Below are 12,889 nucleotides of genomic sequence, written 5' to 3' on the forward strand. Positions count from 1 at the left end.
AATTTAATTCTAATCAAGGAGTTTGTTTATGTCTGTTAATAGCTATATTGACCATACCTTACTAAAAGCTGATGCTAATAAAGAACAGATTCTTTCCTTAATTGATGAGGCTAAGAAGTATGAGTTTGCCAGCGTCTGTGTTAATCCAACTTGGGTCAAAACGGCAGCTGAATTGCTTAAAGATAGTTCTGTCAAAGTTTGTACGGTTATTGGTTTCCCTTTGGGAGCATCGACCTCCGCAGTTAAGGCTTTTGAAGCCAAGGATGCTATTGCCAATGGGGCAGATGAAATTGATATGGTAATCAATATCGGTGCTCTTAAATCTAGAAATCTTAAATTAGTTGAAGACGATATTAAAGCTGTTGTTGAAGCTAGTGGAAGTAAACTTGTAAAGGTTATTATTGAAACTTGTCTATTGACTGATGAAGAAAAGGTAGAAGCTTGCCAATTAGCAAAACTGGCAGGTGCAGATTTTGTGAAGACATCTACAGGGTTTTCTACTGGTGGTGCTACCATTGAAGATATTGAACTTATGCGAGAAGCTGTTGGTCCTATTATGGGAGTCAAGGCATCTGGTGGAGCACGTACACTTGAGGCGGCTCAAGCCTTTATCAAAGCTGGTGCAACCCGTATTGGTACTTCGTCAGGAGTGGCCATAATGAAAGGGCAAGAAAGCCATGACAGTTATTGAAAAAGAGCAAGTGATAAATGCAGCACAAGAGGCAGCTGAAAATGCCTATGTTCCTTATTCTCGTTTTAGAGTTGGAGCAGCATTGCTTACAAAGGATGGGCAAATCTTTCAAGGATGTAACATTGAGAATGCCTCATTCGGACTGACAAATTGTGCAGAAAGAACAGCTATTTTTAAGGCGGTATCTGAAGGATATAGAGACTTTGAATGTCTCGCAGTATACGGAGATACCAAAGAACCTATTTCACCGTGTGGTGCTTGTCGCCAAGTTATGGTCGAATTTTTTAAATCAGATTCTAAAGTGATTCTTATCGCTGAAGATAAATCGACAGTCGAGATGACAGTCGGAGAGTTGTTACCATACTCTTTTACGGACTTACAATAGTCTAGTTGTTTTATTCTTTATTAAGCAAGTTTTCTTGCAAGTTATAGGAGGAGTGTTCAAGATGAAATTGAACAAGAAAATTATCGGGCTTGGCCTTGTTGCTGTTGCGGCACTTGGTCTTGCAGCATGTGCACGTGGCGGACGTGGCGGATCATCAGCTGATTCAAAAGTTAAAGCTGCTATCGTTACAGATACTGGTGGGGTAGATGATAAATCATTTAACCAATCAGCGTGGGAAGGACTTCAAGCGTGGGGTAAAGCTAACAAACTTAAAAAAGATTCTGGCTTCACGTACTTCCAATCTGGTTCAGAGTCTGACTTTGCAACAAACATGTCTTCAGCACAAAGTCAAGGCTACAACCTCATCTTTGGTGTTGGTTTCGCTCTTCATGATGCAGTTGCAGATGCAGCCAAAGAACATGAAGATGTGAACTATGTAATCATTGACGATGTTATTAAAGATCAAAAGAACGTTGAGAGCGTTTTGTTTGCCGATAACGAAGGTGCTTACCTTGCAGGTATCGCAGCAGCTATGCAGACAAAAACAAATAAAGTTGGTTTCATCGGTGGTCAAACATCAGACACAATTACACGTTTTGAAGCTGGTTTCACAGCGGGTGCTAAGTCAGTAAAACCTGATATCGATGTACAAGTTCAATATGCTGAATCATTCTCTGATGCAGCTAAAGGTACAACAATCGCTTCAACAATGTACGCTTCAGGCGTTGACGTAATCTATCAAGCTGCTGGTGGTACTGGTACTGGTGTCTTCACAGCTGCTAAAGAAGTTAACGAAAAACTTGATGCTGACAGCGATAAGAAAGTATGGGTAATCGGTGTTGACCGTGACCAAACAGCAGAAGGTAATTACACATCTTCAGACAAGAAAAAATCTAACTTTGTTTTGACTTCAACAATCAAACAAGTTGGTACAGTTGTTAAAGATATTGCTAACGGACAAGTCAAAGGCGATAAATTCGAAGGTGGTAAAACTAAGACTTACGGTATCAAAGACGGTGGTGTTGACATTGTAACGTCTAATCTTCCTTCAGATATCAAGGATGCAGTAGAAAAAGCTAAAGAACAAATCAAGAATGGTGAATTGAAACCAACTGATGGTCTTAGCAAATAATAGTTAAGCATAAGTCTTTATAGAGCTTAAACTGAGACAATTTTTGTCTCAGCAAAGGGAAGCAGTTAATGATCCCCTTTGCTGAAATTAAAATTATTCTGAAAGGAGATTGTATGACGAAGCCAAATGTCATTGAGATGCACGATATTACCAAAAAATTTGGTGAATTCGTGGCAAATGATCATATCAATCTTGATGTGAGACAAGGAGAAATCCACGCCCTCCTCGGTGAAAATGGTGCAGGTAAGTCGACTTTAATGAATATGCTTTCAGGTCTTTTGCAACCTACGAGCGGAACCATTAAGGTTAAAGGACAAGAGGTGACCATTGATTCACCATCTAAAGCAACGAAACTGGGGATTGGGATGGTTCACCAACACTTTATGTTGGTTGAAGCTTTTACAGTTGCTGAGAATATCATCCTGGGTAGTGAGGTAACCAAAGCTGGTGGAGTCCTTGATATGAAGAAGGCTATTAAGGAAATTACCGAACTCTCTGAAAGATATGGTCTTGCAGTAGATCCAACTGCCAAAGTAGCAGATATCTCTGTTGGTGCTCAACAACGTGTTGAAATCCTTAAGACTCTCTATCGTGGGGCTGATATCTTGATCTTCGATGAACCGACTGCGGTATTGACTCCGTCTGAAATTACTGAACTTCTAAACATTATGAAGACCTTGGTTAAGGAAGGTAAGTCGATTATTCTGATTACACATAAGTTGGACGAAATTCGAGCAGTATCTGATCGTGTCACTGTTATTAGACGTGGTAAATCAATTGATACAGTAACGATTGAAGGGTCAACAAATGCTGACTTGGCCGAAATGATGGTTGGTCATCAGGTTTCCTTCAAAACAGAGAAAATTCCTTCAAATCCAAAAGAAGTTGTTCTTTCTATTAAAGATTTGGTGGTTAACGAGAACCGTGGAATTCCAGCTGTGAAAAATCTGTCATTAGATGTTCGTGCTGGTGAAATCATCGGTATTGCCGGTATCGATGGCAATGGTCAGACAGAACTTGTCCAAGCGATTACAGGACTTCGTAAAGTTAAGTCAGGTGATATTACCATCAAGGGTGAATCGATTATCCATAAGACAACTCGTCAGATTACTGAAATGAGTGTTGGTCATATTCCTGAAGATCGTCACCGTGATGGTATGGTCCTTGAAATGACAGTTGCTGAAAATATCGCTCTTCAAACCTACTACAAAGAACCAAATTCTAAGAATGGTATCTTGAACTATAGTGTCATCAATGCAAAAGCGCGTGAATTGATGAAAGAATTTGATGTTCGTGGTGCGGGAGAGTTAATTGCTGGTGGTGAATTGTCAGGTGGTAACCAACAAAAAGCTGTTATCGCTCGTGAGATTGACCGTGACCCAGAACTTCTTATTGTAAGTCAACCAACTCGTGGTCTTGACGTTGGTGCTATTGAGTACATCCGTAAACGTATTATCGCTGAACGTGATAAAGGTAAGGCTGTTATTGTTGTCAGCTTTGAATTGGATGAAATTCTTGATATGTCAGACAGAATTGCGGTTATCTATGATGGTGCAATTCAGGGAATTCTAGATCCTGCTGAAACGAATAAGCAAGATCTTGGTATTCTTATGGCTGGTGGACAATTGAATAAGGAGGAAGCAAATGTCTAAAAAAGTACAAAATTGGGCAGTTCCTTTAATTGCTGTCCTCTTGGGAATGTTGATTGGAGCCGTTTTGATGTTAATCTTCGGTTACGATCCATTCTGGGCTTACTACGATCTCTTCACAACGGCCTTCGGTTCATTGAAAAATATTGGTGAAATTCTTCGTGCCATGAGTCCGCTGATTCTGATTGCACTTGGATTCTCTGTTGCCTCTAAGGCAGGTTTCTTTAACGTAGGTTTGCCAGGACAGGCCTTGGCAGGATGGGTTTCTGCTGTATGGTTTGCCTTGTCATTCCCTGATTTGCCAAAGGTGGTTTCAGTTATCTGTACAGTCATTATTGGTCTGGTTGCAGGTGGTATCGCTGGGGCTATTCCAGGTATTCTCCGTGCTTACTTGGGAACAAGTGAGGTCATTGTAACCATCATGATGAACTACATCATTTTGTATGTGGCGAACAATATTATTCGCTTTGGATTTACAGCTGATATGTTGCGTTCTTCAGAAGCATCTAACAAGGTTGTAGCCTCAGCTAGTTATCAAACAGAGTTCTTATCTCAAATAACTGGTGGTTCGCGTTTCAATATTGGTTTCTTCCTGGCTCTTGCAGCTGCCTTCTTAGTTTGGTTCTTGCTTAAGAAAACAACAACTGGTTTTGAAATTACCTCTGTAGGTCTTAATCCTCATGCATCAGAGTATGCAGGAATGTCATCTAAACGTGTTATTATCATGTCAATGATTATCTCAGGTGCTCTTTGTGGTCTTGGAGGAACAGTAGAAGGACTTGGTACATTCCAAAATGTCTTCGTTCAAAACGCTTCATTGGCTATCGGTTGGAACGGTATGGCGGTTGCACTTTTAGCGTCTAACTCACCTATCGGTATTCCATTTGCCGCCCTCCTTTATGGTGTCTTGTCTATTGGTAAGAGTGGTATGATTGGTGTGCCATCTGAAATTATCGATGTTGTTTCAGCCTTGATTATCTTCTTTGTTGGTGCTAACTACATCATTAGATATTGGGTTCGCCCTCGTCATAAATCAGTGAAAGCTAAAGGAGGACAAAACTAATATGGACTTTATTACAATTATAGCCTTGATTGTTGCCTCTATGTTGAAATACTCAGCACCATTGATTTTTACAAGTATCGGTGGAACTTTCTCTGAACGAGGCGGTATCGTAAATGTCGGCCTTGAAGGAATTATGGTAATTGGTGCTTTCGCAGGTGTTCTCTTTAACTTGACTTTTGCAGAAAGTTTTGGAAATGCGACACCTTGGATTGCTGCGATTGTAGCAGGTCTGGTTGGTGTTCTCTATTCATTGCTCCATGCGGTTGCGACAATTAACTTCCGTGCTGACCATGTTGTCTCTGGTACAGTGTTGAACCTTATCGCACCATCTTTGGCAGTGTTCTTGACACGTGTTATCTATGGTGCTGGTCAAACACCTGCTATCAGTCATAACTTTAAGACTGTATCATTCCCAATCTTGGATCATATCCCTTTCTTGGGTAAAGTTTTCTTCACTAACGTTTCCTTGGTAGCATATGTTGCTATCTTGGTTTCGGTAGCATCATGGTGGCTTATCTTCAAGACACGCTTTGGTTTGCGACTTCGTTCAGTTGGTGAGCACCCACAGGCAGCGGATACACTTGGTATTAATGTTTATCGTATGCGCTACTATGGTGTCATGATTTCAGGATTTCTTGGTGGTGTTGGTGGTGCGGTATACGCTCAATCTATCTCTAACAACTTTGCTGTTACAACAATTGCAGGTCCTGGTTTCATCGCCTTGGCTGCTATGATTTTTGGTCGTTGGAGTCCAATCGGGGCTATGCTTTCAAGTTTGTTCTTTGGATTGTCACAATCATTGGCGATCATTGGAAAACAGCTTCCACTCATTTCACATGTACCAAATGTGTATTTGCAAATAGCACCATATATCTTGACAATTATTGTCTTGGCTGCTTTCTTCGGTAAGGCCGTTGCACCTAAAGCAGATGGTGTTAACTACATCAAATCTAAATGAACACACTACAGTGTTTCAGATAAGAAGGTCTATCGGCCTTCTTTTTTATTCGAGAAAAAAGCTTGTCAATACTTACTAAAGTAGGTGTCGACAAGCTTTTGTTTTTATGAAAAATGTGGGTTAAAGACCTTCTCGTGACCAATAGTGGTGTCCCATCCATGACCTGGGAAAACTCTGTAGTGGTTAGGAAGTGTAAAGAGTTGTTCTTTAATACTAGTGAGTAATTGTTCGTGGTTCCCTGTTGGAAGGTCCCAGCGTCCAATTGTTTCTTTAAAGAGGGCATCACCAGAAAATACAGTTTCTTCTTTATCAAAGATAAAAGAAACACCTCCAATAGAGTGTCCTGGGGTTGGAACAACTTTAAACTGGAAATCCTCGATGTTATAGTTCTTAGTGAAATCGAAGTAGTATTCTGCTGGATTGACAATAACGTCTTCCATATCGTCATGACGTGGAAGTCCAGATAAATTATCAATAGGATTCAGCAACCAGTCTTTTTCAGCTTCAGCAACGTAAACAGGAGGATGATTGAAGGCTAGGCGGACTGCCTCAACACTCATAATGTGATCGTAGTGTGTATGTGTCAATAGGATAGCAGCAACTGGTTTGTCGATTGCTTTAAGTTCAGCTAAGATACTAGAAGTATCGCTTCCTGGATCAATGACTAGACAGGCTGTATCGTTTTCCAAAATATAGGTATTTTCCTGGGCAACAGGATTTAAAATTCGTCTTATTTTCATAGCTCTAGTGTAGCACGAATTTAAGGCTTTTTCCAATATCAGAATGATGGCTTTGTCTTTTTTTGGTGCTTTGGATATGCTATAATAAGGTCACTATGAGTGAAAAAAACACGAATAAATATGCCATTGTTGACTTGGAAGCAACCTCCGCTTCGTCAACGGCTAGTATTATACAGGTGGGAATTGTCATCATGCAAAATGGTCAGGTGATTGACGAATTTGCGAGTGATGTCAACCCACACCAAGAACTCGATGATCACATTATTCATTTAACAGGGATTACCGATCAGCAGTTGGCTCAAGCCCCAGATTTCTCAGAAATTGCTAGAACCATTTTTGAACTGATTGAGGACTGTATTTTTGTTGCCCATAATGTTAAGTTTGATGCCAATTTGCTTGCAGAGGCTCTTTTCATGGAGGGCTTCGAACTAAGAACTCCTCGTGTGGATACTGTCGAATTGGCTCAAGTCTTTTATCCGACGTTAGAACAATATAAGCTATCTCATTTATCCAAGGTTCTTAATCTTGACCTAGCTCAGGCCCATACCGCTATTGAAGATGCGAGAGCGACCGGACAGCTTTTGTTTCATTTGATGGATAAGATTGCCAGCTTACCTAGACAGACCATTGAGATGCTGTTGACCTTTTCAGATAATCTTCTTTTTGAGACTGAATTGGTTATTCGTGAAGCTATAAGAGGTCAAAATTTAGGCCTTTCAAAAGAATATGTCATGCTTGAAGAATCTGGAATTGTTCTTCGTAGACCTTTGACTTATAAGGCAGAACGAAAACTGTCTCAAGATTTTGATACCAATATTGCTCTCTTAGATTTGGAGTCACGGCCTAAACAAAAAGAGTTTGCTGAGGCAGTAATAAGGGAGCTTGATAATACTGATATTTCCATGATTCAGGCTCAGACTGGAATTGGGAAAACCTATGGCTATTTGCTTCCCTTGTTGGCGCAATCTGATGTAGATAAAGTGGTGGTGGCTGTTCCGACCAAGCTCCTTCAAAATCAGATTATGAATCAGGAAGCTAAAGCCTTGTCTGCTGTCTTTAATATTAACTTCCATAGTCTCAAAGGACCTCAGAATTATATCAAGTTAGATGCCTTCTACCAAACCTTACTTCGTCAGGATAGTAACCGTTTGGTTAATCGTTACAAAATGCAACTCTTGGTGTGGTTGACTGAAACAGAGACAGGGGATCTTGACGAAATCAGACAAAAACAGCGCTATATGGCTTATTTCGATGAGATTAAACACGATGGTAAGTTAAAAGCTGACAGTCTTTTTGCCGAATATGATTTCTGGCAACAGTCCTACCAAAAAGCACAAGAAGCTAGGGTAGTTGTGACCAACCATGCTTATCTGTTGACGCGTATGGAAGATGATCATGATTTTGTTCGAGGAAAGACTCTTGTGATTGATGAGGGGCAAAAGATGGTTCTGGCTTTGGAACAATTTTCACGTCATCAAGTCAATCTTACGGTCCTTTTGCAACATATTCATCGAATTCTTGATAGTGGTAGTCAAAGCTTGCTTCAACAACGCTTGCTCGAAAATCTGCAGTTTGAAGTTAGCCATCTAATCCAAGAACATCAACAATTTCCTCAGAAGCAGTATAATCGCCAGCAATTAGATCGTTTGCTACAAACCATTTCTGAACTGGAAGGTGAAAGTGATTTGATGGAGATGTTGTCTCCACTGAAGACACCCCTTTACAGTCATTTCTGGCTTGAAACAGATTATTATCAGGAACATCGGGTGACCTATTTAAAGGCGTCACGCCAAGAGCTCTTAGAGCTTTCAGCTTATCTACCAAGTGCTCAAAAAGTGATAATTGTTTCAGCAACTATTGATGTGGGACCTGATGTAGATGTGGCTGATTTGTTGGGCTTAGATCAGGTACGCAAGGTTAGCCTCCCAATGGATATTTTACCCAATCAAGCTATTTGGATTGATCAAAGCATGCCTATGATTGGTATTGCATCTGAGGAAGAGTATGAAGTTGCTCTTGCAAAACGTCTCCAGAAGCTATCTGAAATGGAATATCCAATTTTAGTACTATTTACATCTCGAAAGAGTATGATGGCTGTTTCAGATTTATTGGATCATAGGGAAGTTCGTCACCTAACTCAAGAGAAAAATGGGACAGCTTTTAATGTCAAAAAACGTTTTGATAGAGGTGAGACCAATCTCCTTCTGGGTATGGGGTCGTTCTGGGAAGGTGTTGACTTTGCCCAACAAGATAGGGTAATCGAGGTTATTGCACGTCTGCCGTTTGACAATCCTAAGGATCCATTCTATCAAAAGATTGAATCTTGGTTTTCTAAGCAAGGAAAGAGCACCTTTGATAGTTACAGTCTTCCCATGACGGTTTTACGTTTTAAACAAGCTATTGGACGTGCTCAGAGACGTCCAGAACAGCGCTCAGCTATTCTTCTTATGGATAATCGCCCGCTCGTTAAGAGTTATGGAAAACTATTTCTAAAAGAAGTTACACAAGAAGTGGCGCTTAAGCACGCTAAGTTTGAGGAAGTCAAAGAGGATATTCAGGATTTCTTAGAACAAGAAAGTCAACTTTTTAAAACCAACCTTTTCTAAGATTACTCAGGTTTTATAAATTTTACTGACTTATAAAAAAGATAGACTTAATTGTTCAATACTAGCTATATTGCTATGTAAAGATTTATCATTTTCTGATATAATAAATTCAGAAACTTTTTTAGGAGGCATTATGCGTAAACAACGTTCACCCTGGACCAAAAAGCAACAGTTCATTTTTGGAATAATTGTAATCGTTGTGACCTTAATTGCCTCTTTGACTGCTATTCTTATTGTAGCGACTAAGCCTTACGTAGACGCTGAAAAGAAGGTTATTGCCATAGCAGAGAGCAAAGCAGATATTAAGACTGTTACTGAATTTGATATCTACCATGGTGAGGCTACCTATTACGGACTTCTTGGAAAGTCTGGTCAAGGTGAGAAACTAGCTGTTATCGTGAGTCATGATTCAGGTGAGGTTGATATCTACAAGCAATCGGATGGTATTAGTAAGTCAGTGGCCAAGAAAGCTGCTAAGGCCTATGGTGCTAAGGATATATCCTATGTCCACCTAGGAAAATATGGCAAAACTCCTATTTGGGAAGTGAAGTCAGGAACCCAGTATTATCTGGTTGATTTTATCTCAGGTCAGGTTATTAAAGTGGAAGGACTATAATGAAATGACAAAATTATCAAATCGTGTATTACAAATGGAAGAAAGTGTTACTTTAGCTGCCAGTGCGCGTGCTAAAGCTCTTAAAGCTCAAGGACGTGATATCTTGAGTTTGACACTTGGTGAACCAGATTTTGTAACACCTAAGAATATTCAAGATGCTGCTATTGCTTCTATTGAAAATGGTAAGGCAAGTTTCTATACCGTAGCTTCTGGACTTCCAGAACTTAAGGATGCGATTAGCACTTACATGGAAAACTTCTATGGCTATGCTGTAAAACCAAATGAGGTTGTTGTCGGCACTGGTGCGAAGTTTATCTTATATGCTTTCTTTGCTACGGTTATCAATCCTGGTGATGAAGTCATTATTCCAACACCTTGCTGGGTTTCTTACGTAGACCAAGTTAAAATGGTTGAAGGTGTTCCGGTCACTTTCCAAACGACTGAAGCTAATCACTTTAAAGCAACGGTTGAACAACTTGAAGCGGCCCGTACTGAAAAAACCAAAGTTGTCTTGCTTAATTCTCCATCAAATCCAACAGGAATGATTTACAGCAAGGAAGAATTGCAAGCAATCGGTGACTGGGCGGTTGAGCACGATATCTTGATTTTGGCAGATGATATCTATGGTCGTTTGGTCTATAATGGCAACACCTTTACTCCAATTTCTAGTCTTTCAGATGCCATTCGTAAGCAAACAATTGTGATTAATGGTGTTTCTAAGACCTATGCTATGACAGGTTGGCGTGTTGGTTTTGCTGTCGGAGATCCAGAAATTATTTCAGGTATGGCTAAGATTATCAGTCAAACGACATCAAATCTTACAGCAGTTTCTCAATATGCTGCGATTGAAGCCTTAACAGGTGATCAGTCTTCTATCGAAGAAATGCGTCAAGCTTTTGAGGAACGTTTGAATACGATTTATCCACTCCTAGCTGAAGTGCCTGGCTTTGAAGTTATCAAACCTCAAGGTGCCTTTTACCTCTTCCCTAATGTTAAAAAAGCGATGGAAATCAAAGGCTACACAAATGTTAATGATTTTACAAATGCTATCCTTGAAGAGGCTGAAGTCGCTTTGGTAACAGGTGCAGGATTCGGCGCACCTGAAAATATTCGTCTTAGCTATGCAACAGACTTGGATACTTTGAAAGAAGCAGTCCGCCGAATCAAAGCCTTTATGGAAAAATAGAATTAATATAGATCGAAAGAAAAGAGAAGTAATTACATGTCTAAACAATTAGTTTCAATTATTGATGTGCCTAAACACGTGGGCGAAGAAATCACTATCGGTGCATGGGTAGCTAACAAATCAGGTAAAGGGAAATTGGCCTTTCTTCAATTGCGTGATGGAACTGCCTTCTTCCAAGCGGTAGCTTTCAAACCTAACTTCATCGAAAAATACGGTGAAGAAGAAGGTACTGAAAAATTTGATACTGTTAAACGTCTTAGCCAAGAAACATCAGTTTATGTGACTGGTGTGGTCAAAGAAGATGAACGTTCAAAATTTGGTTACGAGTTGGATGTGACAGCAGTAGAAGTCATCGGTGAGTCACATGATTACCCAATCACACCAAAAGAACACGGAACTGACTTCTTGATGGATAATCGTCACCTTTGGTTGCGTTCACGTAAACAAATGGCTGTCCAACAAATTCGTAATGCGATTATTTACGCAACTTACGAATTCTTTGATAAAAATGGTTTCATCAAATTTGATAGTCCAATTTTGTCAGGAAATGCAGCTGAAGATTCAACAGAATTGTTTGAAACGGATTACTTTGGTACACCTGCTTACCTAAGCCAATCTGGTCAGCTTTACCTTGAAGCTGGTGCCATGGCTCTTGGTCGTGTCTTTGACTTCGGTCCTGTTTTCCGTGCCGAAAAATCTAAAACACGCCGTCACTTGACTGAGTTCTGGATGATGGATGCTGAGTATTCATTCTTGTCACATGATGAGTCACTTGATTTGCAAGAAGCTTATGTTAAAGCTCTTATTCAAGGTGTTATTGATCGTGCGCCACAAGCTCTTGAAATCCTTGAACGTGATGTAGATCTTCTTAAGAAATACATTGCTGAGCCATTCAAGCGCGTGTCATATGATGAAGCTATCGATCTTCTTCAAGCACATGAAAATGATGAAGATACTGATTACGAGCACCTTGAACATGGAGATGACTTTGGTTCACCACACGAAACTTGGATTTCTAACTATTTTGGTGTTCCAACATTCGTTGTTAATTATCCAGCAAGCTTCAAGGCCTTCTACATGAAACCAGTTCCTGGTAATCCTGAGCGCGTTCTTTGTGCAGACCTTTTGGCTCCAGAAGGTTATGGTGAAATCATCGGTGGTTCAATGCGTGAAGATGACTACGATGCTCTTGTAGCTAAAATGGATGAACTCGGAATGGACCGTTCAGAATACGAATTCTACCTTGACCTACGTAAATATGGTTCAGTACCACACGGTGGTTTTGGTATCGGTATTGAACGTATGGTTACTTTCGTAGCTGGAACAAAACACATCCGTGAAGCTATTCCATTCCCACGTATGTTGCACCGTATCAAACCATAAGTAAAATTCTTTAGGAGTGCAAAAGTATGAAAAGATGGTTACTTGGTCTTTTGGCCTTACTTTGTATGGTTTCAATGGTAGCTTGCATCAAGTCTGCTCCCTCACTAGAGGGTGAATGGCATGCACAAGATGCCTTAAAGAAGGATTATGCGATTGTTTTCAAGAAAGATAAGGTCAAGATTGGTGAGCAGGATTATAACTATACAGTGGATGGTCCCAAGTCTAAAGATGACTTTACCTATTATTCGCTTAAAGTAAAAGATCAGGGAAAAGAAACGTCTTATACAGTATTTTTCCCAACTAAATCCAAAGAGGTTGCTCTCTTTTTAGAACCAAATGATGAGAAAGAGCCCCTTAAGGGTCAAATGCTCTTTGCACTTAATAAAAAAGAGAAACCAGACTACTATAGCTATGTTAAAAAGTATATGAAATAAAAACGCCAACTGGCGTTTTTACTTTAAATTAAGGAGGTGAGGAAAA

The 12,889-nt window shown here is 40.0% G+C and carries 12 protein-coding genes; 11 read left to right on the forward strand and 1 reads right to left on the reverse strand.

Annotated features, from left to right (window positions below):
* Positions 1-28: 28 nt before the first annotated feature.
* The 6 genes from deoC to NSQ79_RS04225 all read left to right on the forward strand — a co-directional run bounded on the left by deoC (position 29) and on the right by NSQ79_RS04225 (position 5,878).
* Positions 29-691 (forward strand): deoxyribose-phosphate aldolase, encoded by a 663-nt coding sequence (gene deoC / locus NSQ79_RS04200; RefSeq protein WP_004182396.1) that lies wholly within the window; start codon positions 29-31, stop codon positions 689-691.
* The gene (locus tag NSQ79_RS04205; RefSeq protein ID WP_049527913.1) at positions 678-1,076 is read left to right on the forward strand and encodes a cytidine deaminase; all 399 of its coding nucleotides are present in this window, start codon (positions 678-680) and stop codon (positions 1,074-1,076) included. Before deoC ends, NSQ79_RS04205 begins: the two co-directional genes overlap by 14 nt.
* A gap of 67 nt (positions 1,077-1,143) precedes the next feature.
* The gene (locus NSQ79_RS04210) at positions 1,144-2,208 is read left to right on the forward strand and encodes a BMP family protein (RefSeq protein ID WP_284443953.1); all 1,065 of its coding nucleotides are present in this window, start codon (positions 1,144-1,146) and stop codon (positions 2,206-2,208) included.
* A 113-nt stretch (positions 2,209-2,321) separates the two neighbouring features.
* A complete protein-coding gene (locus NSQ79_RS04215) occupies positions 2,322-3,860 on the forward strand; it encodes an ABC transporter ATP-binding protein (protein ID WP_049527909.1) in 1,539 nt (512 codons plus the stop codon).
* Positions 3,853-4,920 carry an ABC transporter permease gene (locus tag NSQ79_RS04220; RefSeq protein WP_014633041.1) on the forward strand — a complete coding sequence of 356 codons (1,068 nt, stop codon included), beginning with the start codon at positions 3,853-3,855 and terminating at the stop codon, positions 4,918-4,920. The genes NSQ79_RS04215 and NSQ79_RS04220 overlap by 8 nt, the downstream gene beginning before the upstream one ends.
* Position 4,921: 1 nt before the next feature.
* Positions 4,922-5,878, forward strand: coding sequence for an ABC transporter permease (locus NSQ79_RS04225; protein ID WP_013990475.1), 957 nt, complete (start codon positions 4,922-4,924; stop codon positions 5,876-5,878).
* 104 nt (positions 5,879-5,982) lie between these two features.
* On the opposite strand, the gene NSQ79_RS04230 is transcribed toward NSQ79_RS04225, so the two are convergent.
* Positions 5,983-6,618, reverse strand: coding sequence for an MBL fold metallo-hydrolase (locus NSQ79_RS04230; protein ID WP_013990476.1), 636 nt, complete (start codon positions 6,616-6,618; stop codon positions 5,983-5,985).
* A gap of 95 nt (positions 6,619-6,713) precedes the next feature.
* Between NSQ79_RS04230 and NSQ79_RS04235 the strand changes: the two genes are divergently transcribed.
* From NSQ79_RS04235 to NSQ79_RS04255, 5 genes are all read left to right on the forward strand, one after another.
* A complete protein-coding gene (locus tag NSQ79_RS04235) occupies positions 6,714-9,224 on the forward strand; it encodes a bifunctional DnaQ family exonuclease/ATP-dependent helicase (RefSeq protein ID WP_013990477.1) in 2,511 nt (836 codons plus the stop codon).
* A 133-nt stretch (positions 9,225-9,357) separates the two neighbouring features.
* Positions 9,358-9,840, forward strand: a complete 483-nt coding sequence (locus NSQ79_RS04240) for a DUF5590 domain-containing protein (RefSeq protein ID WP_004182029.1) — start codon at positions 9,358-9,360, stop codon at positions 9,838-9,840.
* A 4-nt stretch (positions 9,841-9,844) separates the two neighbouring features.
* On the forward strand, positions 9,845-11,026 hold the full coding sequence (locus tag NSQ79_RS04245; RefSeq protein WP_013990479.1) for a pyridoxal phosphate-dependent aminotransferase: 1,182 nt from the start codon (positions 9,845-9,847) through the stop codon (positions 11,024-11,026).
* Positions 11,027-11,062: 36 nt separating this feature from the next.
* Positions 11,063-12,409 carry an asparagine--tRNA ligase gene (asnS, locus tag NSQ79_RS04250; RefSeq protein ID WP_002891115.1) on the forward strand — a complete coding sequence of 449 codons (1,347 nt, stop codon included), beginning with the start codon at positions 11,063-11,065 and terminating at the stop codon, positions 12,407-12,409.
* Positions 12,410-12,435: 26 nt separating this feature from the next.
* Positions 12,436-12,843: a hypothetical protein gene (locus NSQ79_RS04255; RefSeq protein WP_013990480.1), complete on the forward strand. Its 408-nt coding sequence runs from the start codon at positions 12,436-12,438 to the stop codon at positions 12,841-12,843.
* Positions 12,844-12,889 lie beyond the last annotated feature (46 nt).

It is taken from the genome of Streptococcus sp. FSL W7-1342, from assembly GCF_037966635.1.
Lineage (GTDB): Bacteria > Bacillota > Bacilli > Lactobacillales > Streptococcaceae > Streptococcus > Streptococcus salivarius_D.